Genomic DNA, 24273 nt, shown 5'->3' on the forward strand with positions numbered 1-24273 from the left:
ATTAATTCCCATCGCCTTGTGCTAAGTTGTCGAAATTGAACTAAAAATCGACAACTTAGCATGAAGCCATACGACCTATATTTTCTTCATACTTCACCCGTACACATTCCACCTTTCTCCGAACTGATGACAGAGCTCGCACCTGATTTAAAAGTCGCACACTTTGCCAATGCTGACTTGTTGGAGCGTTTGGTTGCTGGAGAGGACGAATCTAAGGTGGAGCAATCCGTACAAGGCAAAGTACGAGAGCTTTCTGAACAAGCAAACTTGGTGGTTTGTACTTGCTCCTCAATTGGTCGCTTTGCTGAATCGCTTACAGAGCAGGGAGTCAATGTTCAGCGTATTGACCGAGCGATGGGTGACCAAGCTGTAACTCACGAGCGAGTGTTGTTACTCGCGGCATTATCGACAACCATTGAGCCCAGCTTGGCGTTACTTGAGACAAGTGAGGGCAATTGTATCCGTCAGTTAGATACGTTTGTGGTTGAAGGGGCTTGGGAGCGTTTTCTCGACCAAGATAACCAAGGCTATTACGACAAGATAAAAGCGGTAATAGAGCAAAAGGCTCGTGATTATGACGTAATCGTACTGGCACAAGCTTCGATGTCAGGTGCTGCATCATTAGTTGATGTCGACATTCCAGTATTAAGCAGCCCACGTTTAGGTGTAAAAAGGGCAATTGAAACCTTAAGGACATTCCATGCAAATAACTAGTTGGATTCAGCTTTGCTTACGCGAGCTTGAAGGTGCGCCCATCAAAGAACATTCCGATATCGAAGCATCGTTTGCAGAGTCCGAACGTTTCTCAAAATGGAAGGCAAGCAAAAGAGAAATACGCCTCGAAGAAGTCAGTGATCGTTGCTGGATCAAGAGCTGCACGGGTGGCTACATCACAGAGGTGCACTTGCATGCGGATGGTTCACTCGATGAATACACCTTGTTTGGACGCCTTCATACCAAAGGGCATTGGGAGCTAGAGGCTGGTGTACTTCATATCACGATCTACAAAGGTGAAAATACTTACGAACTTTCTGTTGTGGGAAACCGTGAACCTTCCATCCACTCTGCGATTGAATACAAAAATGGAGAAGTGCACTCCTATCTAAAACTGACTCCAATTTCTCAATAGCAATTTAACAAGGACGATCACCACAATATGGACATTGTATTTGTAAGGCATGGCGTGCCAGATTTTACGTTATCGGATGAGCGGCAGATGACTCAACTTGAGAAGGATTATGCGCCGCTTTGTCGAGAGCATTTGCCCGTGCTGCAAGAAAAACTCAATCATCCAGTCTTCAATGATGCTGAAATCATCATCAGCTCTCCTTACACAAGAACACTTCAAACTGCAGAAATTCTCAATCGTCATCGCGGTTTGCCTTTGTTTGTTGAGCATGACTTGAGAGAGTGGCGTGCTGACAAAGAAGGCGGCTACATTACCTTGAATGAGAGAGACCGACGCTGGCAGGAATACCGAGAGTTGTTAAAAGCGGGTATTCCAATGACCGACAGTCGCTACGAACATGTTGATGAGCTAAAAGCACGGGCTGAGTTGGTGCTGGATCGTTACCGCCAATATCGAAAGGTTGTTGTCGTGAGCCACTTTAATGTGTTTGAAGCACTGCAAGGTTTCCAAAACGTAGGACTGTCCTGTGGAGAATTTCGATACATTAATTTCTGATCGAATTTTTATCTTCTATAGTAAAATCAGTCATTAGGGTCTGTTGACCTTTTGCGGTTAAATTTTGTTCGAGATAAAAGCGGTTTAATCGCGGCGAGAGGTTTGTAGCCTAGTTATTCTAAGCAAAATCCTCTCAACAAAGAGTAAAACGCTTTTAGCCGAACCCTTCGGGCAGCGTTTGTGGCTCCTTTCTACTGCGTTATCGGCTTATCAGGTAGGGCAACCACATTTCAAAGCCTCTGCCTCTTTCTTAGTTTATAAAGAAGGAAGAACCCACAAACTGCTGCAAAAATCAGCTCAAAAGGTCAACAGACCCTAGTTTAATTTCAGGTTGCTGTATGAAATCTCTTAAAACACTTTTACTTTTGTCCCTTGCAACGTTGTTTGGCTGTACGTCTAAACCGGACGGCGTGGAGCCCGTCAACAACTTTGAACTTCAACCATATCTAGGTAAGTGGTATGAAATTGCGCGTCTTGATCACTCTTTTGAGCGTGGTTTATCGAATGTGACGGCTGAATACGAGCTTCGTGAGGATGGTGGTGTAACAGTTATCAACCGAGGTTATTCAGAAGAAGATAAAGAATGGACGCAAGCTGACGGCAAAGCGTATTTCGTTGATGGTGTAAACACAGGGCATTTAAAAGTGTCTTTCTTCGGTCCGTTTTATTCGTCTTACATCGTATTTGAGCTAGGTAAGAACTACGACTACGCGTTTATCTCTGGTTTCAATCACGACTACCTATGGCTACTGTCACGCACACCGACTGTCGATAAAGCAACGGTCGAGCGCTTCAAACAAGTAGCAAAAGAGAAAGGCTTTGCGTTGGACGAGCTAATTCTCGTAGACCAAACCAAATAACACACGAAATGATCGCCTTATAACAACGATCTGCGCTTCATAAAACTCAGTGGTGTCTGCCCGGTTTGTTTCTTAAAGAACGCAATAAATGCGCTGTCTGATGAGAACTCCAAACAATGGGCAACATCACTGACTTGTCTTTCTTCACATAAGAGCTCAATAGCCTTAAGTAGCCGCCATTGCTGACGCCAATCTTGATAAGACATGCCAGTCTCAGCCTTAAATAGGCGTGTAATGGTTTTGCTGCTCGCGCCAACGGTTTGTGACAGTTGGTTTAACTCAGGAGCTATAAAATCACCCTTGGTCATTGCCTTACGAAACCCTGTTAAACGTCGATTAGAAGGCAAGGGTAAAGAGAACTCAAACTGCTTTGCTTGGTAAAACTCTTCCCAAAACAAAGCGCTCGTTGCTTGGGTTTTCGTTTCTTCAATATCCCACTCCCATAACGCCATTTTGTCGATCAGTGCTTTTAACAGATCGTTCACTTCAACCATAACGATATCATCCGGACAGTTGTATTTACTGCAATCGAAATAGAGTGAACGGTAAGCCACAACGTTGGTCATGACAGCTCTGTGAGAAGTATGCGGCGGAATCCACACAGCTTTAGTTGGTGGTAAGGTACAAATAGAGTTATCGAGTGCGAACGTCATGCAGCCTTGTGGCGCATAAAGCAATTGTCCTTTCTTATGTTCGTGCATACCGGAATCATGTTTGCCGACATCCGCTGCAATGCCAACCACACTCGCGGCAATCGCGTCCGCATCAAATCGAGTATTATCTTGAATAATTGCCATTTGTCCGAATCTTGATGTTTTTGGTTTTAATATTGTTAATGGGTAAAGCATAACGCCTTCTATACTGCACGCCAAGTTAAGTTCGTTACCCACTTAAACATCTGTAGGAGTGGGACAGAGAGGTAAAAATGAAAACGAAACCTTCTATTGGATTGATGGTGGTGATGCTGATGTTTCCGCAAATTGTGGAGACCATATACAGCCCTGCACTTGGCAATATTGCTCAGTCGTTTGCTGTGACGTATTCACAAGCGGCGCAAACCCTATCTATCTATTTTTCTGCGTTTGCTATTGGTGTGGTGATTTGGGGAATCTTGGCAGATAAGTGGGGCAGACGCCCGACCATGCTGGCAGGGTTGTTGGTTTACGGCGTATCTGCTTTGGTCGCGATGCAAACAGAAAGCTTTGACGTGATGATGATGGCTCGCGCGTTCAGTGCTTTTGGGATTGCGGTTGGGTCGGTCGTGACACAAACCATGTTAAGAGACAGCTTTTCAGGCGATGAGCTAAGCAAAGTATTTAGCGTTATGGGTATGGGTATTTCCATTAGCCCAGTGATTGGCATGTTGCTCGGTGGTCAGTTAACAGCACTCGGTGGCTATCAGGTTGTGTTCTTTACATTGTTTATTTTGGCGCTTGTGTTGCTGTGCTACAACACGGTTAATCTACCTGAAACACAAACTCAAAAGCAGCCGCTAAACATAGGTTCATTACTTGGACGAATGTTGAAAGATGTTCAAATCTGGCAATCTGCATTGTTGGTTGCGCTCTACAACATTGCTTTATTCGCATACTACCAATTGGGAGCATTCACTTTTGAGCAGCTCGGACTGAGTTCTGAACAGTTCGGATACAGCGGTGTGATATTGGGTGTTGGTACCTTAATTGGCAGTTCGATGAACAAATCATTGTTAGCAAAAGGTCGCTCACAAACGCATTTGCTTTGGATTGCATCAGCATTTTTGATTATTGGTGGCTTCGGTGTATTTCTGCTTCAAGACTCGGTTTGGTTCTTGGCACCCATGTTGTTCGTGGTTATGTCATTTGGTATCGCCATTCCAAATGTACTGAGTACCGCTCTAGTTGATTACAAGCAACAAGCGGGCAGTGCAGGGGCATTGCTAGGATTAATGTACTACTTGATGATTGGTTCAGGTCTAGGCTTAGCTGGAATGATTCAAAACCTTGGATTTGTTCTTATGTCGTGTGCAGCTTTGGTTTTATTGGTGACATTGTCACGCAAAGCTTAGCTGAAACTTTTGAAGAGACCAACAAAGAAAAGCCCTGCAAGTTATGCAGGGCTTTGTGTTATTGTTTTGAGTTTAACAGTCTGAAATTACGAACTATTAAATTCAAAGGTATTACTTAATCAGTCGAACAACCAAAGAACCTGGCGCTCGGATCGATTCAATGTTGTGGCTCAGTACCGTGCCTTCTGTTGGCGCTGTGTAACGCTGAATCTCATCACCAAAGCTGTCGTATTGAATTGCAACCAATTGACCTTGTTCTACCTTATCCATCATCTTCACTTGTGGTAGTACAAAACCACCCAATTCAGCGCGAATGCTGATGATGTCTTTGCCTTCTAGGCATGGCGTGATCTCTGCAACTTCACCGGTCACTACGTCATGGCGAGCAAGGATATTGAAGATGCCAGTCACAGTACGGTCGATCAGCTCTTGTTCTGTGTAACGACCCATGCCCACCTCGATGGTGATGCTTGGAATGCCGCTGTTGTTCCAGACGGTTTCAAGTACACCTGCGTCACCCGGATCGTTAAGAATCGCATCTGGGTTAATGAGGCGAGCCATTTCCAGAGATTGCTCGATACGGAAATCGGCAAACACGTACAGTGGGTAAGCAGCACCAGTAGTTTGAGTGTGCAAATCAATCGCCAGCTCTGCGTTTGGCTTTAAAAGGTTATTCCATAAAGCAAACAGGAAGCGGTTTGCTTCGTTGCCGTTTGCATCGCCAGGGAAGAAACGGTTTAAGTTTGAAGGAGATGCATCAGGATCCGCAGAGAAGAAGTCACGGCTGTGGTTCAGCATGCCAGTTAGGTTGATGGTCGGAACAACAGTTACAGTACCCGCGATGTCTTTACCAATCAGTTCACGAGCGGTTTTTTGAGCTGCTAAAACACCGTTGTATTCGTCACCATGAACACCCGCTGTGATCATGATTTTCTTACCCGGTTTTTCGCCTTTGAAAACCAACACAGGCAAATGTTGCCATTGAGAGAGGGCGTTGGTTGCGATACGGAACCAAAACTTATGCTCGCCTGCAGGCAAGTCTGTTACGTCAAGAGATTGAATGACTTGATGACCTTGAATTACGTCATCCAGAAATTGTGTTGCCATTAAAGTTGTCACTCCAAAACATCTTACTTCGATGCTTGTTTGCCATACGGCTTGAATTAAAAAAGGCGAGAACTTGTCTCGCCTTATTCTTTATACCCAAACTCCGCTTTCGCGTTTAAGTTGCTTGGGGATATTGGTAATCAGTTTACGCAAAACCCATCACGTGAGCTGCGACGACGACAATGCTCGATAGGGTAAAGAGTAATAGCATAAAGCGCCAGCAGAATTTCGCCCAGTCACCCCAGTCGATACGACATACACCCAGTGTTGCCATTAGCGACGCTGAAGTAGGAACGATAACGTTAGTGAAACCGTCACCAAGTTGGAATGCTAGAACGGCTACCTGACGTGTAACGCCAGCGATGTCTGCAAGAGGAGACAATAGAGGCATTGTCAGCGCTGCTTGACCAGAACCTGAAGTCACGAAGAAGTTGAAGATAGATTGGAAAACATACATCAACCAAGCCGCAGCAACGTCAGGAAGACCGCTGATTACGCCACCAGCGCTATTCAGGATCGAGTTCAGTACGCTCGCTTCATCAGTAGTACCGCCACCTAGGATAAGCAATACACCTTTCGCACAACCAACCAATAGAGCAGGGGCAAGCATGATTGCTGCACCTTCTTTAAATGCGTCAGCCGCACAGTTTAGCGTCATGCCGTTTAGACGGAAGATCGTACCGATGATCGCAACGACAAAGCCCATTGTGAAGAATTGAGACGCGATTTCTGGAATGTACCATGCGTTAGCCACTACGCCCCAAACAACCCATACGGTAGTTGCGATAACCGTAAGGATAACTAGGGTGTCACCTAGGTTCCAACGAGATTCGTGGTCACCTAGCTCTTGCTGACGGAAGTATTTGTCAGTGCGACGGCTGTAAGAAAGCTCAGGGTTTGCTTTGATACGCGCTGCGTAAATCATAGTGAAAGCAATACCGATAAGTGTAAAGCCAGCCCACAGACCCATACGTACGGTCATACCAGACAGAACCGGAATACCAGCAATACCTTGCGCGATCGCTACCGAGAATGGGTTCATCCAAGACGTTGCAAAACCAATCTGAGTCGCAACGTAGGTCACCATTACTGTAGTGATGCCATCGTAGCCAAGACGAACCATTAGTGGTGCGATAATAATCGCAAATGCTACGGCTTCTTCACCCATACCAAATACTGCGCCGCCCAAAGAGAACAGCAAAAACAGAACTGGAATGAATAGCGCTTCGTTACCTTTGGTCTTATCGATAAGGCGAAGGATACCGTTGTCGATTGTGCCTGTGCGCATTACCACACCAAATGCACCACCGATAACAAGCATGAACATAATAACGCCAATCGCGCTGCCCCATTTAGAGCCTGAAACCAGACCTTCGAATGGGAAGTTCATTAGACCAATGCCACCGCCTGAAGCGAACAGTCCAACCTTGTTGTAAACCAATTCACCGTTTTCGTCGGTTGCATAAGAGAAAGAAGATGGATCGATAACAGTACGAGTTTTTTCTGCACCGTCGACCATGTAGGTCACCTGTTGGCTATCGAAATGACCAGCAGGGATTAAGTAGGTAAGAATCGCAGCAAGAATACCAACAATGAAGATCAAAATGAGGGTATCAGGCATCTGCCATGATTTTGGGGTTGCCGCCGATTCCGATGGCTGAGCGTGTGTGTGAGACATAACCTATTTCACGTCGAATTATAGAAAGCATGAAATATCGATAAAATAGAATAAAAAGTCAATATTAACTGAGTTGATGAACTATAAATTCATCAATAATTTGATCTGAAGAGGGTTGAGTTGCTTATCAATGATTTAATGGTTAATTGTTTTGGTTAGTTGTTGTGCGAATGAAAACGGAGTTAGGACTTGTGGTGATTCACAAGTCCCATAATTATTCATTTTTCTGCATGAGGTGTTTGTTCTGAATAAAACGCGGCAACATCGCGCAAATCTTCATCATTCAGCATGCGTAATTGGGCTGCCATCATCTCAGCCAAAGGACCTAAGCGAAGCCCATCTTGATACGCTTTCATAGAATCATACAGGTACTGAGCATTCTGACCGGCTAGGTTGGGGTAAGCGTCGTTTGTTGTCATGCCGTTCGAACCATGACAGTAAACACAGCTTGGCGATTTAAGTTTGCCTTTATCAACGTCACCGAAAGGTTTCGCCACAACAGAGGAAGAGATAAGAAGAGACGTTAGAAGCACGTATCTAAGCATGAAATGCACTCATTGTAGTCCTTGAAAGCGCATAGAATAAAGCTTCCCCTTAGGGGAAGCTCAATGATCAAAATCAAGTTAAAGCAGAGATTTAAGGCTAGATAGGAAGGTATCGATGTCTTGTGCCGAAATATCTTTGTGCGTCACGAATCGGATTGGGTTTCCTGGCGTAATTGTTATGCCTTGCTCCTTCATCTTTTCTGCAATACCAGCGATATCCACTTGTGGATCAAGCTTAGCAAAAACGATGTTGGTTTGAACAAATTCTGGATTAACAGAGAAACCAGGCAATTCCGCTAAACCTTCCGCTAAGGTTTTTGCATTGATGTGGTCTTGTTTTAGCTGTTCTACTTGCTCGGTAAGGGCTAGTTTACCGGCTGCAGCAAGAATACCCGCTTGGCGCATACCACCGCCGACCATTTTTCTTAGACGGCGTGCTTTTGCAATGTACTCTTTGCTACCAAGCAGTAGTGAACCAACAGGGGCTGCCAAACCTTTAGATAAACAGATAGTCATTGAATCAAAGTACTGACCAATCTCTTTGACTGGAACATCAAGCGCTACAGCTGCGTTGAATACGCGAGCGCCATCTAGGTGCATCTGCAAGTTATGTTTGTTCACAAACTCACGAGCCTCTGCTAGGTAGGAAAGAGGAATCACTTTACCGTTGATGGTGTTCTCTAAGCTAAGTAGGCGAGTACGTGCAAAGTGCGCGTCATCTGGCTTGATTGCTGCTTCTAGCTTATCAAATGGCAAAGTACCGTCTGGGTTGTTTTCAATCGGTTGAGGTTGAATAGACCCCAGTACCGCCGCGCCGCCAGCTTCGTACTTGTAGTTATGCGCTTGCTGACCACATAAGTATTCATCACCGCGCTCACAATGCGCCATTAAGCCAAGTAAGTTTGCTTGTGTACCAGAGGTCGTGAACATTGCCGCTTCAAAGCCCGCAAGCTCAGCCGCAAATTGCTCTAACTCGTTAACGGTTGGGTCATCACCGTACACATCATCGCCGACAGGAGCGGTAAACATTGCTTCACGCATTGCTTGTGTAGGTTGCGTAACGGTATCTGATCGAAAGTCCATAATTCTCTCCTCGGTCGAAAAGACCTAAATATAACCGCAAAGACGAGCTTTGCTTAGGCAAGCGATAGTTTTGGCATCCGTAATAATGCCTTGAATAATTTGTTGTTCGAGTTCTTCTCGTGACAATGTCACTACCTCAATCACTTCGTCGTCGTCACACTCGTATCGATTGGTTTTGTTCAGTTGTTCGGCAACAAACAAGTACTGGATTTCATCACAGAAACCAGCAAGAGGGGTAACTTGACCAAGCGATGTGAACTTTTCGGCGCTGTATCCTGTTTCTTCTTCCAACTCTCTTTGAGCACAATGCAATGGATCTTCATCGCCTTCACGTGTGCCAGCAGGCAATTCGAGCAGCCATTTGTTAAGAGAGGGGCGGAATTGATTAACAAGAACGATGTTGCCATCTGAAGTAATAGGTAAGATAACGGCAGCACCGGGGTGTTGGATAGTGGTATGTGTGATCATCCGACCAGTTGGTAGTTTAACTTCCTCTTCGACCAGAGAAATCTGCTTCCATTTATGAATTGTATTGCTCATGCAGTTGTGGATCCTAGCTGTAACCGCGCATTGACGTGTTTTGCACATTAACCACAAACCACCGGAAACAAAAGAAGAAAATGGTTTCATACTCTTGCGAAACCAGCACATTCAGTGAGTTATGTCTCATAAATGAAAACTATGGTTGCTCGCGCACGCGCGCGAAGAGCATCTGGTATAAACGAGGTTCACTAAAAAATACACTTGTAACAAAGTGATAACAAATGTATAAAATTATATATACAGCCTCAGTTCAACAGCCGGAGCTTCTATGATTCAACCATCTTTCGCATCTAATGCAGAAAAGGCGCTTCTTTCGGAGCGTATCAACAAGCTAGCGAAAGCGTTAACTGATGGCGTTTACGAACGCGAACACACCATCAAACTTTGTCTTCTTGCCGCTCTTGCCGGCGAAAGCGTCTTCCTTCTTGGTCCTCCAGGGATCGCAAAAAGCCTAATCGCAAAACGACTTATCCAAGCTTTTGATAATAGCAGTTATTTTGAATACCTCATGACGCGCTTCTCAACACCTGAAGAAGTGTTTGGTCCATTGAGCATTCAAGAGCTAAAAGACAACGGTCGTTATGTCCGTCTTACTCAAGGCTACTTACCAACGGCGCAAGTGGTTTTCCTTGATGAGATTTGGAAAGCAGGTCCTGCCATTCTGAACACGCTTTTGACCGTTGTGAACGAAAAGACATTTAAAAACGGCAGCGATATCGAACGTGTACCGATGCGTCTTTTGGTTTCTGCATCAAACGAGCTGCCAGATGAAGACAGCGGCTTAGACGCACTTTACGACCGTATGTTGGTGCGCGTGTTTGTAAACCGCATTCAGGATAAACAAAACTTCAAATCCATGCTGACGGTGGGTACGTCTCAAGAAGCGCAAGTTCCAGAGGGCTTGGCGATCACAGACGAAGAATACCACCGCTGGCAACAACAGCTCGACAAACTCACTCTGACCGACAACGCATTCGAAAAACTATTCCAACTAAAAACCATGTTGGAAACCAAAGTCGAGTCTGAGTTTGGCGATGCATCACTAACAGACATGTACGTGTCAGACCGCCGTTGGAAGAAAGCGGTCAAACTGCTTAAAGCAAGTGCGTTCTTTAATGGGCGTGACGAGATCAATCCGCTTGATCTTCTGCTACTGCAAGATTGTTTATGGAACAGCCCTGAGTCACGCGATGTCGTTCGCGGTGTGATTCAAGAGTTTGCTCTTAAGCATGCCTTTGACCAGCAAGAAGCAGAACAAGAGATCGAATACTGTCGTGAGTCTTTGGTTGATGTACAGCATGAGCTTGAAGACAAATATCGCATGACGCTAAACGCTGAAGCGGCAACAGGTCTGCTTCGCAAAGAAACCATGAGCTTCGACACATCAAAAGCGAAAACTTACAAAGTAGGCGCGGCGGTGAGTCTGGTTAAGCTGGTTATTCTGCAAAGCAACATGTCGGTTTCTGAATCAGAGAAGGGCGACAGCCGCTGGGTATACGTGCCAAAAGACGAGCTTGACCGAGTGATCAAAGATGGCCATGGCGATGTGTATGGTTACGTGAACCAAAACACCAATATGTGTCGTCTGCGTTTTGATGTCGATGCAGCTAACAACCTAGTGATCCGTGACATTGCTAACCGTGGCGTGCTAGTGAGCTTGGTTACCCAACAAGGTTTAGATGTTGAGCTTTACCAAAAATGGTTGGCAGAAAGCGAAAAAGCAGTCAGCCAATTGAGTGAAGCTGAACATCATATGCGTAAGGTTAAAGCCAACTTCCATGGCGCATTACCACACAGTTTCGTGGATCCAGAGTTACCACGTCTAATGGAGTCGAGTCTGCAACAGGTGAGCCAGAGACTTGAGTCTATCCAAGGTGAAAGCGAGAAGATCATTCAACGCTTCAAAAACTTACATCAGTTTTTCTCTTAAGGAGACGACATGTTAGGTGCAGACGGACTCAACTTAGCGCTCATGGTGGCAGATTCAGGCATCATTGACAGTGCGGTTAATGATTTAATGGCGCGTTCACAAGTCATGATGATGGCAGAAAACCGAGGCATGAAATCCTCAGTAAAAAACCATCTGCTTAAATGGCGTGGCAACGTGAAAAAGCGCATGACGAAAGTCTGTGAGACAGAACGTTTTCAACAGGAACTCGCGCTCTACCAAGAAGTGATTTATTGGGATGAGAACGAGTTCTTTGAACGCATTGATGATGTGATCAAGAAGCTTGAATGGCACTCAGCGTTTTACATGCAAGCGCGTCGCATGATGGAGAAGAACAAGGGCGTGAATAACCCGATGTTCCCTCATTACTTCTGTGACCAGTGGTATCAAAGCCTTGCAGAAGCAATCAAACAAGCACAAGTCTCTGAGCTTGAAGAGAACAAAGAAAAAGTCCTTAACGACCTTTATCAGCGTATGGAAACCATGCGTAACATGGGTAAAGTGACGGAGTCTGGTGACGAAGAAAGCGTCGGGCGATTATGGGATATGGCGTCAGCTAAGTTAAGTAAAACTGACCTAACCGTGATGAAGCGCCACGCAGAGTTCCTTAAAAAGCACAAAGGCTTACAAGAAATCGCAGAACAGCTTGGTCGCATGGCGGGACAAGTGAATGATCCAGACCTCAACCGCGCACCAGCAGAAGAGCTGCAAATGGTTGAGGAAAAGAGTGACGAAGCGACAGACGATATCGTCGGTATTCATGAAAGTGACGATCTCAACAAACTGCTACCAAATGAAACCATGTTTTTGGCTTACCCAGAGCTTGAGGTAGTGTTCTACAAGCATTTGGTTGATAAACGCTTAATGAACTACCGTACGCAAGGTAAGTCTCGCACACTACGTAAAGTGAAAGCGCACAAACCAGATCATAAAGCGGTCGACGTTGAAAAAGGACCGTTTATCGTTTGTGTTGATGCGTCAGGCTCGATGAGTGGCTTCCCAGAGCAATGTGCTAAGGCTATGGCTTATGCACTGATGCAAATCGCTTTGGCGGAGCAACGTGATTGTTATGTGATCATCTTCTCCACGGAGCACATTACTTACGAGCTAACTCGTCAGGATGGCTTACGTGAAGCTGCCGACTTTTTAACTTACAGCTTCCATGGTGGCACGGATTTGGAGCCAACGTTGATTAAATCCATCGATTTGATGAACAGCGACAAATACAAAAACGCCGACATGGTTGTGATTTCAGACTTCATTGCGCCAAAACAGCAAGATGAGTTGCTCGCAAAAGTCGATGCGTTAAAAGCGAAGAAGAACCGATTCCATGCCATTAGTTTGTCGAAGTACGGCAACCCAGCGTTAATGTCGATGTTTGACCACACTTGGTCTTACCATCCAAACGTAGTAGGACGCTTGTTTAAACGCGTTGCCAACGGTTAACCACGAGAGTTAAGAGAGAAAAGCGGCACTGATTGCCGCTTTTCTTTTGTCTATCTGTTTTGATTTGTCTTAACCAAAGTAAGTAAATCTGGACGGTTTAGGTCGAATTAACATCGGATTGGTTTAAAACAAAGCAAACAAACAGAAATTTTGGATTTTTGTTTGACTATATTTCCTGAATCCGTAAAGTAGCAACCAACGCAACGGGGCAGAGCCTTTAAGCGTAAACAATTTGGCGCCTTGGCAGAGTGGCTATGCAGCGGATTGCAAATCCGTGGACCTCGGTTCGACTCCGGGAGGCGCCTCCATATTTTTGGGTATGGCAATGGCGATATCCAGATGCGAAAGCATCACCAATAGACCAGCGAAAGCTGGTTTTTTTGTATCTGATGCTTGGCAAGCTGAACAAGCACTCGTTGAGTGTTTGCATACAGAAAGATGCGCTTCTCAAGTGTGACTTCTCAGCCAGCATTTAGCTTTAAAGCCCTTTACAATATGTTCTTCAACAAGGAAGCAGTGAAGACACATGAGAAATACCGACGACTACATTATTTTCTATCATTTGGTTGAGCAAGGTTCATTCAGCGCCGCAGCAAGACAAATGGAACTTACTAAGTCGGTCGTCAGTAAGCGTATTGCCAAATTAGAGCAGGAGATAGGCGTTCAACTGCTTTATCGAACCACTCGCACGCTAAAACTGACAGAAGCAGGGCAATCCTTCTTCGAACATGCGCGTAGCGTTTACCAAGCCGTCGCAACTGCAGAAGAATCCATTGTTGGTTTAGGTAAGAGCCTATCCGGCAACATCAAGATTACCGTTCCGACCATCTCTGGTGAACTTATCCTTCCTACGGTTATTTCTGAATTCAACCAAGCTTACCCTGATATCAACATTGATATGGAACTGGACAACCGGTTTGCTGACATCGTCAACGAAGGTTTTGACCTTGCTATTCGCACTGGGGTTTTACCAGACTCAAGCCTAATCGCACGCAAGCTTGTTGATGCAAACTGGATTGTGTGTGCATCGCCTAAGTACGTCGCCAAACATGGCAGACCAAAAACGCCGGACGATCTCACTAAGCACAACTGTTTGGTTTACGCCTATCAAGAGACAGGTGCACGTGAGTGGGTTTTCAAGCGTGATGATGAGGTGTATCAGGTTAAGGTAGATGGGAATCTATGTACCAATAACTCATCTGCGTTACGTAACGTCGCTTTGCTAGGGCAAGGTATTATTTATGTGCCTCGGGTGCTGGTTTATGAAGACTTACAGCAAGGCAAACTGATTCAGTTGTTTAAAGACGAAACGGCTAAGTGCTTGGGTATTTATGCCGTGTACCCATACACTCGTCAGCAACCAGAAAAGATTAAGATCTTTATCGAGCATCTCTATCAGTGCTTTCAAAGTCGTAGCCATCAATTCTAGTGGCTCAACTTTTCTCAAAGGAGTGATTCTCCTTTGATTGAAGGGATTTGCTCTAAATTTTAAACTCTCCACTCTAACTATTTTCTTCACTGATCGGCAATGTCACAGCCATATAACGCTGCTATAACGTCATGGTATTCACATGTTGTGGTTTTGTTCTGACTCAATATTCTGACAAAGTCAGGAATACAAAGCCTTGTCATCCCTTTTAACTTTCTTGTTCTTCGATATCGTGCACATTTGTTAACAATGTACTTTGCTATTGTTTCTTTTTGGAAACGATAAGTTTCTTTGTTGATTTTACAGTTCTAAGAATTTTAAGTGATTGAATGTATGGGTAATTAATGTAGTTAACTTGATCTGGGCGTCGTTATCGGACTTTGGTGGCATGGACGTTCAGATTCGGACTACTTATATTGGCTGGGCATAATAACTAGAGATACGGATATGAAACAGAAGCAGCTCATCGACGCGTTTGTCACCATTGTCGGGGAAGAAAATGTCCTTACCGATCAAATCAAAACCAAGTATTATCGCAGCGGTTTTCGCTCAGGAAGCGGCACGGCGTTGGCGGTGGTTTTTCCTAAGACACTGCTAGAGCAGTGGAAGGTCATCCAACAATGTGTGGACAATAATTGCATCATCATCATGCAGGCGGCTAAGACGGGTCTGACCGAAGGCTCAGCGCCAAGTGGTAGTGATTACGACCGCGATGTGGTGGTGGTTAATATCACCAAGATGAAGCAAATCTATCTGTTAGACGGGGGTAAGCAAGCCGTTTGTCTTCCGGGGGCGAGTCTGCATTCGTTAGAAAAAGAGTTGCGAGCAGTTAATCGCGCGCCGCATTCGGTGATTGGTTCTTCTTCTCTTGGAGCAACAGTTGTAGGTGGTATTGCGAACAACTCTGGTGGCGCTTTGGTTAAACGTGGTCCTGCTTACACAGAGTTGGCCATATTCGCTCAGGTGGACAAAGACGGTAAGCTCAATCTTGTTAACCACCTTGGTATTGAAGGATTAGGCTCGACGCCTGACGAGATCTTACAGAACATCCAAGATGGTAATTTCGACCCAGATAAAGTGATTCATGATGAACGCATGGCGTCGGATAAAGAATACGACGAACGTGTTCGTGATGTGACTTCTGATATCCCATCGCGCTTTAATGCCGACGAACGTCGTCTATACGAGGCGAGCGGTTGTGCGGGTAAACTGGGCGTGTTTGCGGTTCGAGTCGACAGCTATCCAATCCCAGAGAAAGAGCAGGTGTTCTATTTAGGCACTAACGATCCAGAGAAATTGACCAAGCTGAGAAAAGACTTCCTTACTCAATTCGAAAACTTGCCAGAGATGGGTGAGTACCTTCACCGTGACATCTTCAACATGGCGGAAAAATACGGTAAAGATGTGTTCCTTTCTATCGATTTATTAGGCACGGACAACCTGCCTAAGATGTTCTCGCTAAAAGCTAAGGTTGAAAACTTCTTAGAGCGTGTACCGTTAGTCAGTAAATACCTGCCAGATACTATTCTCTACTACGCAAGCAAGCTATTCCCACAGCACCTTCCTAAGCGAATGTTGGAATACCGTGATAAGTACGAGCACCATCTTGTACTTAAAATGAGTGACGGCGGTATTGCCGAAGCGCAGAAATACCTCAAAGAGGTTTGGGCAGCTGAGCACGATAGTGACTTTTTCGAATGTACACCAGAAGAGGGTAAGAAAGCGTATCTACACCGTTTTGCAGCAGCAGGCGCAGCCATTCGTTACGAAACCATTCATCGCAAGGAAGTAGAAGACATTGTAGCTCTTGATATTGCGTTACGACGTAACGATGAAGAATGGTTAGAAACATTACCTGAGGAAGTAAGTAAGAACCTCGTTAAGTCTCTCTATTATGGGCATTTCATGTGTTATGTGTTCCACCAAGACTACATCTTTAAGAAGGGTACAGACACCAAGCTGATGAAGAAACTGATGCTGGAGCACCTAAATAGTCGTGGCGCGAAATACCCAGCAGAACACAACGTAGGTCACTTATATGAAGCAGAAAACTCGCTACAAAAGTTCTATCATCAACTTGACCCGACCAATACCTTTAACCCAGGCATAGGTAAAATGGACCGCTACAAGCGCAACTGTAACTGTTGTGCTTAAGCACTAAACCGATATGATGTGGAGAGTCGCTTAAACAGCGGCTCTTTTTGTTTTTTACCTTGTAATCCTACAGAGAACGTCTGTTTAGAGGTAGATCACATGAAATCCAGTCTATCGAATTAATAAGACAGTATTGTGTTGCTTTCTATCATTATGATTTAAAAATGCATTTTAAAAACTATTAGGTTGAGTTATGAATTGTTTGGTTTTTAATCGTTCTGTTTGGTAATATTTCATTCGAGAGATATTTAAAGGAAGTAATAATTATGAAATTGAATTAATAATTATAAGGATTTTATATCCGCATCGTTGCATTAGTTACTTACAGCGTCCTCCAAAATTAAAGTTCAGGTTAAATATAACTCAGATTAACCTTGGATTACTTGTACTTTAAATTTAATACCTAATACAGTTCTATTTCTTTATATGCGCATAGATACGCCATGTGAAGTTATAGTAATGTGCGTCACTCTATGTAGATTTGAATTCTGTAAAAATAGGTGAGGGTATTATTGCTCATTGATTTTAGTAATGTCGTACTTGGTCGAACGGCTTTCTGTAGTAGAAATGCAAGCAAATCAGTAACCCGTTTTGACTTGAATCATAAGTCATAAGACGTTGTTGTTCTCTATCCATAATAAGATATAAATCTAAAATATAATTATGTTTAATTTTAATAATTATTTACCAGTTAATAGTGTTAATTTAAATAAAAGATTCGTTCTAAAACTTGCTGTTATATCCCTTGCTATATTTTCGTCAAACACCTTGGCTGTATATGTAAATGATGTAACTAATAAAAATACTCACCAACACCACCATACACATTTTGATGCACATGAATCAAAAGAGAAAATTTCTGTTGATAAAAGAAGTTTTAAAAGAAAAATACAGCAGAAGAACTCAGAGCTATTGGTCGCGATTGATAATTACAAGAATAATGATGGCGAAGCTAAATTACGTTATTTTTCAGAAGCATTAATGTTGCTCAAGTCGAGACAGGAAACTATTGCACAATTGGCTGACATCGACTCAGACCTTGCAACAAGAGTCGCTTTTAACAACAAGCAACGCAAGCTTATTCCATCAGAGCTTCAAGGCTTTGTTGAGCAAGAGCAGCAGTTAGAAGGCGCTTTGGAAGTGTTTTATGAAGATGATGAGAAAACGCACTCCAGTCGTCTTCGTTACATCTTGAATTCTGGAAACACGCGAATCGAAGTCAAATTTCCCAATCACGCGGTCGCTAAGGGGTTGCGAGATGGCAACAACGTACGCGTTAGCGGGATCAACATCAAGAAAACGGGTAAAAAATTAGATGTGTTGGCATTGAATCAGGACCCATCTAATGTATTGGTTTTGGCTGATGGAAGTAACACGACTTCTACAGACGGGACTGGCTTGACACAAGTGACCACGAGTTCATTTGGTGAACAGCTTACTTTGGTGATGTTATTGAACTTTCTAGATAACACGCAGACACCATGGTCAGTCGAAGAAACACGAGAGCTTGTGTTCGGCCAAGTTAATGACTTTTATAAAGAAAACTCAGATAACCAAGTATGGTTAACGGGCGATGTCGCTGGTTACTATACTTTGCCAATGAATGCTACGTGCGACACTTGGACAATTCACACTACCGCTGAAGATGTTGCCCGAGACAATGGCATTAACTTTGGTAATTATGCTCGAATTGTTTACGTGTTTCCTGAAAACTCAGCATGCGGATGGACAGGCAAAGGAACCGTTGGCGGTAATCCATCAAAAGCTTATGTGAATGGCTCTTTAACTCTGCGCACTGTAGGGCATGAACTTGGACACAACTTTGGCTTACATCACGCCAAAGATCTCGATTGTGGCGCTGACATTATTGGTGATCGATGCGCGTCGGCAGAATATGGTGATGCGCTTGATATCATGGGTATGTCAGGCATCACTGGTCATTTTAATGCCTTTAGCAAGGAGCTCTTCGGCTGGATCAGTACAAACTCAGGAAACGTTGTTTCTGTTGAGGCTGACGGCAGGTATTTACTTGAACCTGTTGAAACACCGCATAGTGGTGGTGCAAAAGGATTGAAAATTAGACGTGGCACAGATGAAGTAACAGGTAAACCATTGTGGTATTACCTTGAGTATCGCCAAGCGATTGGGTTTGATAGCTTTGTTGAAGGCAAATCGGGCATTACGGATGGGGTAATTTTCCACTTAGCGACAGAAGATGACCCCCAAAGTAACTTGATGCTAGATATGATTCCAAATAGTGGTCTGAGAGATCTTGATGAATCCGCTCTGCTTGTCGGCCAAACGTATACTGATGTTCAAGCTGGTATTACCATTACGACAGAGTGGGCAAATGCCAATGCAGCTAGCGTACATGTGACCTTTGATAATGAACAGTGTGTGCAAGCAAGCCCTTCAATTGATCTTGCATCCAGTCAAGTGGTGAGTGGTGTTGCTGGCTCTTCTGCCTCTTATAAGTTGAACGTGACGAACAATGATACGAAGGCTTGCTCGACAACGTCATTTAATGTGAGCGCAAATGTGCCATCTGGTTGGTCATCGACGCATGCATCTTTGACACTGGCTTCTGGTGAGACGAAAGCGGTAGAAATTAGCGTAACGTCGAGTGATTCAGCACAAGAAGGCAGTTACGACATTCTGCTGAAGGCGGAAAATAGCACTGATTTAGCATTGGCCACCAGTATTCCAGCGGTTTATCAAATTGAACCAAGCGTTCAGACGTGTGAGATGGCTAATCCAACGTTAACGCTCGTTGCAAACTCAGCGGCGGAGTTCGAACCGGGAGCAATAGCTAACTACACCGCAACGATTACCAATAATGATAGTCAAGCGTGTGAGCCAGCAAATTTTCAAATCAATGCCAATGTGCCTGAAGGGTGGGTTACGACTAACAGCGTTGCTTCACTAGCTTCGGGTGAAACGACATCTATTAGTTTGAGTGTTACTTCTGACGTTTCGGCCGAAGCAGGAAGTTACAGCATTGACGCGATAGCAACCAACACGCTAGACGCAAGTTATAATGCGCGAGCGAGCAGTGTGTACAAAGTGGCTGAAGTGACGCCTACTTGTGAGCTAAGCCCTCCGTTGTTGACCTTTTCTTCTTTGGTTCAAGAGGGCAATGCCGGTGACACCTTGGTGTATTCCGCGACGTTGACGAGCCAGAATGGTCCTGAATGCGACTCTGTGTCGTACACAATCTCTGCAGATGTTCCAAGTGGGTGGAGTAGCTCGACTCGCCAAATATCGCTTGAGTCTGGGCAGAAGGCGAATGTTGAGGTGATGGTTACTTCTGCAGAGAATGCAACCGAGGGTGAGTATTCGATTCAAGTTCATGCGTTATCAACGGAAAGCGGTGAAGGCGTGGCTAATGGCGTTGTCGAATATCGCATCCTAGTGATCGCAAACTTATCTCCCGTCGCTAATGATGATTCAGTCGCGTTGACGGCAAAAGAGGTGACCGAGATTGATGCGCTTGCAAATGACAGTGATCCTGATGGAGATAAACTGCAAGTCGTTGGCTTTACTCAAGGCTCTAAGGGATCAGTCAGTTTAAACAGTTCTGGGCGCTTAGTGTATTCACCGGCGAAGAATTTTAAAGGGAGCGATAGCTTTAGCTACACCATATCTGATGGTCAAAATACAGCGACCGCAATGGTTTCCATCCAGTTAAGCAGCACGAGTGAGGGCGGTGGTAATAAGGGAAAAGGAAACAGTAAATAGAGTTTGTTGAGCTGCGCGATAGAGGAGGCAATAGCGAAAGTTATTGCCTCTTTGGGTTTATATTAGCGCTAAGTGAAACGGCTATTTAGGCGCTTTAAGAAGATCGTCAAACAGTGCGGCGAACACGCGATAATCTTGTGCACCAACAACCAGTTTTGCGCCAACTAATTGACCATCTTCAATACGTCCGACAACAAAGCTTGGCGTCCCCCGAATACCAAGAGTGGATGCAAGGGCAATGTCGTTTTCTACATCTTTTGCCATTTGAGGATCTTCAAGGCATGCAGAGAACTTGTCGATATCCAGCTTTAAGTCACTTGCGGTTTTTTGGTACAAAGCGGTATTTAAGTTGCGCATATTTGAAAACAAAGCGTGTCGCATTGGCCAATACTCACCTTGCTTAAAGCTACAATTGGCAGCAATTGCGGCACCTTTAGCTTGTGGATGAAACCCAAGTGGAAAATCTCTTGTTAAGTACTTAACCTTTCCTGAGTCGACATAGTTTTCTTTAATCTTTGCGAATGTGTTGTCGGTGAAGCGTTTGCAGTAAGGGCATTGGTAGTCAGAAAACTCGATGATCGCGATTGTCGCGTTGTCATCACCCATAGACGGAATAGTTCCATTGCCATCAAAGTCTTTTTGATCGGGTAAAGTCCTGAATTTTGGTTTGGCTGCTTTGGCTGCATTTTCTTTAGCTAACTCAATGTCTGAGTTAATGCTTTCAACCTGTGCTTTTAAGTCTTTTACTTCTTGTCTTAATGCCGCTAATTCGGATTTAACTTTCTCATCATTGGCTGGTTGGCAACCAACGACCAGCGGAACCGACAGCAGCATAGCGTAAATGCTTTTTCCATACTTCAACATAGTGATATCCCCTTGTATGGACTGAGAAAAGGGGCAATGACGCTGCCCCTTTAATGTTAAGAACGTGAAGTTCTATGTGTTGGTTACTCGACAGTGTTGACTTCGATAGATACGAAGTTGGTTAACGCATCACCATCATCGTCTTCAACCGTTGCTACAATACCGTCAAGTACACCTTGCGCTTGGAAGGTAATAGGGTCGGTATTTTCCAGACCAGGTCGAAGTTCTACAGTAAACGCACAGGTGTAAACGTTGTTGCCAGAACCGCTGTAACCGAGCTCTTGTCCGATGTTACAAGGTGGATATGTCATACCACTGTGGGTGCCGCCTTGAGTATTAAAGATGGTAAAATTGGCATTGCCATTACCGTCGATAATATCAACGCCACGCAGAGTCAAACCAGTTAACGTGACATTGTCCACTTCAGACGCGTTGGTAAGTTGAATAATGATCAAACCACTAAGTGCGAAGGCAATATCCGTATCTGGAGCAAGTGGATCAAACGTTACTGTTGCATCATCCATTGCGCTTACGCCTAGACCGTCCTCGTCAGTACCATTAATAGTGGCAACGTTAACGTGGCTATCACTGGCATTACCTTGGACTTGTAATGTGATGGTACAGCTTGCTGTTTCGCCTGGGTCTAACTCAAACCCGTTTAACCCGGTTGGCGTTATAGCGCCGCCATTTTTCATGTCTACCATACACTCGTCTGTGAGTGATCCGAAACGGTCGTCATTTAGGCTAGAGAAGACCACAGTATCGGATGTTGAGACGTCATCTATCGTGTCTTTGACCGTAAAGTAGAAGGTGTAATCAACATTTCTGAACAAGGTTGGGTTATCACCCGTTTCAAACACTGATGTCGGATTGGCTGTTTTTTCTAGAGTGATCATAGAAGGTACATCCAATACCAAAATAGTGTGAGAATCCATGTCTGTCGCGGTATCATTCTCGTTGTCTCTCGCAGTTGCTGTTACTGTATTTGTGAAACTATCACCTGCATCGCCAGCAACATAGACACTTAGGGTACAGCTGTATGTTGCACCAAATGCTATCGTTACAGGGTTATCAAGACAGTCACTCTCAGCCCCAATTGCGCTTAGATCACCATAGATGGTGTCGACTAAGCTCACGAGTTCGATAGGAGAATCAAATGTACCGGAGTCGTTAGTCACTTCGAACGTAAATGTGACATTTTCTCCAGGCTCAAGTACTTCATTTTTATCAGCTGACTTAACAACGCTAATCGCTGGTGGGACATTGGTAATCTGTACTTGTCGTTCGACACTACAACGATCGCCAAGTGCCGCGTTGCCAACCCCAACTGGACAAGTATCGCCGTTAACCACAGGATCGCCGTTTTTGTCTAGCAACGTTACTTTGACAACGTCTTTATAGAGCTCAGGATTTGGTATATCCGGAAGGTCACTATCTACGACAAAGACTTTGAACTCACAACTGTAGGTTGCGCTAGGAGCCACTTCATACAGAGGTGTTCCGACTGGACAGTTAGTCGATGTAAGGTAAACACCGTCAGCCATTGCAGGGCTTGAGGTCGCACCCCAAAGATCGAAGCTAACGTCATAAGTTCCATCGCCGTTGATGTCGATTTCATCGGTTAATGCGCTAATGAATAACGATGTTTGGGCGTTAGGGTTAGTGAAGCTTAGATTAAAGGTAAACTCGCCGCCTGCTTCTGGGTGAGAGCTAGGCGCACCTTCAGATTTTACGATATCTGGTGGTGATGGCTTGATGAACACATCAATATTAAAGGTGTCACAGTTACATTTAGATTTGGTGTTTGGGATCTGACCTGCATACGGATCTTCATCGATCGTACAGTTATCTCGTTCTTGATTATCCCATGCTGCACAATAGGTAAAGTCGGCTCGGTTGTCGCCGTCGTTATCTGAACAGAGCATGGTAATGGTTTCGTTAAGCAGTGTGTATTCGTCTGGACCTAAAGCTTTAGTGATGTCACCACATGCGTCGCCATCCAATTGAGCATCAGCAGTCTCACCACTTCCTCCTGGCACGGGTAGGATCATGCTACAGTTTCTAAAGTTACCTTGAACGACCTGAGGGCTGGCTTCAGTTAAAGGAAGATAAAAGGTGGTGTCGTATCGTTCGTTTGCGTTAGTTCGCACGGTAACGTCAGCTTGGAAAGAGAAGGTATCTCCAAGGTTACATTCTGCATTCGGATCGACGGGAATCACTTGCGTGATCTCGACGTCATTAGCGGTACAGTTTAAAGCATCTCTTGGTAATGAGTTTCCCGGCTCTTGCAAATAAGCGTCTGCCATACAGAGTTTTTCTGTTGGTGAGAGGTTATAGGCTTCCGCTTGAGCAGGAGAATGACTCGTTACGCCATACAATGCTGCCGAACTGACAAGGATGACACTCATTACCTTGTTTAATCGGCTGTGTATTAATCGTTCCATCATTGACCTTCTTTTTATTCGAAAGTTTGAACAAGAGGGTTATATGAGCGGCTGAACACACCATAGTGTCTACGGTATGACTGACACTTAATCAGCGACTTAAGAGCAGAACCCTCATTCCTTGACCAAACGAGCTTCTAAGGTGACGCTAGCATTATTCACCCAAAAGACTGTGCGTTGGTTGCCCACTTAAGAGCAAGAAATGAACCAAACCTTAAGTCATTGAAAATATGAATTAACTAATGAATGCGCATTCAAAAATAACTGTTAAGAGGTGTACACAGTGTTCACCTGCGGATGGGGGCGACAAAGGCAGAAGGATAAAAGCTGATGTTTATCTGATAGATAGCGGTTAGTGTGGTCGTTTGTTTGTGAAGCAATGGTTAACAGGTTGGTTGACACTGTGAGGTGGTACGGTTAGCTCAATATTAATGGGTGATTATTGAACTTATCGATTGCGATTCAGTCAAAAAGGGTGATTATTGTTCATTTGGTTGATAATTATAAGAATTTTTGTTGACCTAAAATCTTAATCCGTTAAAGTACGCCTCGTTCTCACGACGAAGGTCGTTAGAACAGATGGTGTTACCATCGCATTGATTGCGTTGCCCTGGTGGTGGAATTGGTAGACACAAGGGATTTAAAATCCCTCGACGTTCGCGTTGTGCCGGTTCAAGTCATCAATTCCGACTCGGGTCACCAT

At 44.5% G+C, this 24273-nt stretch carries 18 protein-coding genes and 2 tRNA genes; 12 read left to right on the forward strand and 8 right to left on the reverse strand.

Annotated elements, in window-relative coordinates; all coding sequences use genetic code 11:
• Window positions 1-60: 60 nt before the first annotated feature.
• From MHO32_RS16565 to MHO32_RS16580, 4 genes are all read left to right on the forward strand, one after another.
• A complete protein-coding gene (locus MHO32_RS16565) occupies window positions 61-714 on the forward strand; it encodes an aspartate/glutamate racemase family protein (protein WP_239212995.1) in 654 nt (217 codons plus the stop codon).
• Entirely contained in the window at window positions 701-1129 is a 429-nt protein-coding gene (locus MHO32_RS16570; protein WP_038899515.1) for a hypothetical protein, read from the forward strand. Before MHO32_RS16565 ends, MHO32_RS16570 begins: the two co-directional genes overlap by 14 nt.
• Window positions 1130-1156: 27 nt before the next feature.
• On the forward strand, window positions 1157-1684 hold the full coding sequence (locus MHO32_RS16575) for a histidine phosphatase family protein (protein ID WP_239212997.1): 528 nt from the start codon (window positions 1157-1159) through the stop codon (window positions 1682-1684).
• A gap of 338 nt (window positions 1685-2022) precedes the next feature.
• On the forward strand, window positions 2023-2544 hold the full coding sequence (locus tag MHO32_RS16580) for a lipocalin family protein (RefSeq protein WP_239212999.1): 522 nt from the start codon (window positions 2023-2025) through the stop codon (window positions 2542-2544).
• Between the two features lie 17 nt (window positions 2545-2561).
• On the opposite strand, the gene MHO32_RS16585 is transcribed toward MHO32_RS16580, so the two are convergent.
• Entirely contained in the window at window positions 2562-3341 is a 780-nt protein-coding gene (locus MHO32_RS16585; RefSeq protein WP_239213001.1) for an AraC family transcriptional regulator, read from the reverse strand.
• Window positions 3342-3469: 128 nt separating this feature from the next.
• Between MHO32_RS16585 and MHO32_RS16590 the strand changes: the two genes are divergently transcribed.
• Window positions 3470-4591 carry a multidrug effflux MFS transporter gene (locus MHO32_RS16590; RefSeq protein ID WP_239213003.1) on the forward strand — a complete coding sequence of 374 codons (1122 nt, stop codon included), beginning with the start codon at window positions 3470-3472 and terminating at the stop codon, window positions 4589-4591.
• Between the two features lie 111 nt (window positions 4592-4702).
• Here the strand turns inward: MHO32_RS16590 and MHO32_RS16595 are convergent, their stop codons facing one another.
• From MHO32_RS16595 to MHO32_RS16615, 5 genes are all read right to left on the reverse strand, one after another.
• Window positions 4703-5698 carry a succinylglutamate desuccinylase/aspartoacylase family protein gene (locus tag MHO32_RS16595; RefSeq protein WP_061066449.1) on the reverse strand — a complete coding sequence of 332 codons (996 nt, stop codon included), beginning with the start codon at window positions 5696-5698 and terminating at the stop codon, window positions 4703-4705.
• 145 nt (window positions 5699-5843) lie between these two features.
• Window positions 5844-7376 (reverse strand): putative basic amino acid antiporter YfcC, encoded by a 1533-nt coding sequence (yfcC, locus tag MHO32_RS16600; RefSeq protein WP_171371512.1) that lies wholly within the window; start codon window positions 7374-7376, stop codon window positions 5844-5846.
• Between the two features lie 218 nt (window positions 7377-7594).
• Entirely contained in the window at window positions 7595-7921 is a 327-nt protein-coding gene (locus tag MHO32_RS16605) for a c-type cytochrome (RefSeq protein WP_020196259.1), read from the reverse strand.
• A 78-nt stretch (window positions 7922-7999) separates the two neighbouring features.
• Complete coding sequence (gene ltaE / locus MHO32_RS16610) at window positions 8000-9004, reverse strand: low-specificity L-threonine aldolase (RefSeq protein ID WP_009696116.1); 1005 nt, start codon at window positions 9002-9004, stop codon at window positions 8000-8002.
• A 24-nt stretch (window positions 9005-9028) separates the two neighbouring features.
• The gene (locus MHO32_RS16615) at window positions 9029-9544 is read right to left on the reverse strand and encodes an NUDIX hydrolase (protein WP_017818795.1); all 516 of its coding nucleotides are present in this window, start codon (window positions 9542-9544) and stop codon (window positions 9029-9031) included.
• 271 nt (window positions 9545-9815) lie between these two features.
• Between MHO32_RS16615 and MHO32_RS16620 the strand changes: the two genes are divergently transcribed.
• From MHO32_RS16620 to MHO32_RS16645, 6 genes are all read left to right on the forward strand, one after another.
• Window positions 9816-11477, forward strand: a complete 1662-nt coding sequence (locus MHO32_RS16620) for an ATPase RavA domain-containing protein (protein ID WP_239213005.1) — start codon at window positions 9816-9818, stop codon at window positions 11475-11477.
• Between the two features lie 9 nt (window positions 11478-11486).
• The gene (gene viaA, locus MHO32_RS16625) at window positions 11487-12941 is read left to right on the forward strand and encodes an ATPase RavA stimulator ViaA (protein WP_239213007.1); all 1455 of its coding nucleotides are present in this window, start codon (window positions 11487-11489) and stop codon (window positions 12939-12941) included.
• A 234-nt stretch (window positions 12942-13175) separates the two neighbouring features.
• A tRNA-Cys gene (locus MHO32_RS16630) sits at window positions 13176-13249 on the forward strand.
• 218 nt (window positions 13250-13467) lie between these two features.
• Entirely contained in the window at window positions 13468-14370 is a 903-nt protein-coding gene (locus MHO32_RS16635; protein ID WP_017190804.1) for a LysR family transcriptional regulator, read from the forward strand.
• A 447-nt stretch (window positions 14371-14817) separates the two neighbouring features.
• Window positions 14818-16524 (forward strand): D-lactate dehydrogenase, encoded by a 1707-nt coding sequence (dld, locus tag MHO32_RS16640; RefSeq protein WP_239213016.1) that lies wholly within the window; start codon window positions 14818-14820, stop codon window positions 16522-16524.
• A 912-nt stretch (window positions 16525-17436) separates the two neighbouring features.
• Window positions 17437-20262 carry an Ig-like domain-containing protein gene (locus MHO32_RS16645; RefSeq protein WP_443088420.1) on the forward strand — a complete coding sequence of 942 codons (2826 nt, stop codon included), beginning with the start codon at window positions 17437-17439 and terminating at the stop codon, window positions 20260-20262.
• An 81-nt stretch (window positions 20263-20343) separates the two neighbouring features.
• On the opposite strand, the gene MHO32_RS16650 is transcribed toward MHO32_RS16645, so the two are convergent.
• A complete protein-coding gene (locus MHO32_RS16650) occupies window positions 20344-21126 on the reverse strand; it encodes a DsbA family protein (RefSeq protein WP_069217538.1) in 783 nt (260 codons plus the stop codon).
• A gap of 83 nt (window positions 21127-21209) precedes the next feature.
• Window positions 21210-23573, reverse strand: coding sequence for a DUF11 domain-containing protein (locus MHO32_RS16655; RefSeq protein WP_239213020.1), 2364 nt, complete (start codon window positions 23571-23573; stop codon window positions 21210-21212).
• Window positions 23574-24177: 604 nt separating this feature from the next.
• On the opposite strand from MHO32_RS16655, the gene MHO32_RS16660 reads away from it, so the two are divergent.
• A tRNA-Leu gene (locus tag MHO32_RS16660) sits at window positions 24178-24272 on the forward strand.
• The last annotated feature ends 1 nt before the right edge of the window (window position 24273 follow it).

This window comes from Vibrio sp. MMH1-50 (assembly GCF_022347645.1).
In the GTDB taxonomy this organism is placed as follows: domain Bacteria; phylum Pseudomonadota; class Gammaproteobacteria; order Enterobacterales; family Vibrionaceae; genus Vibrio; species Vibrio harveyi.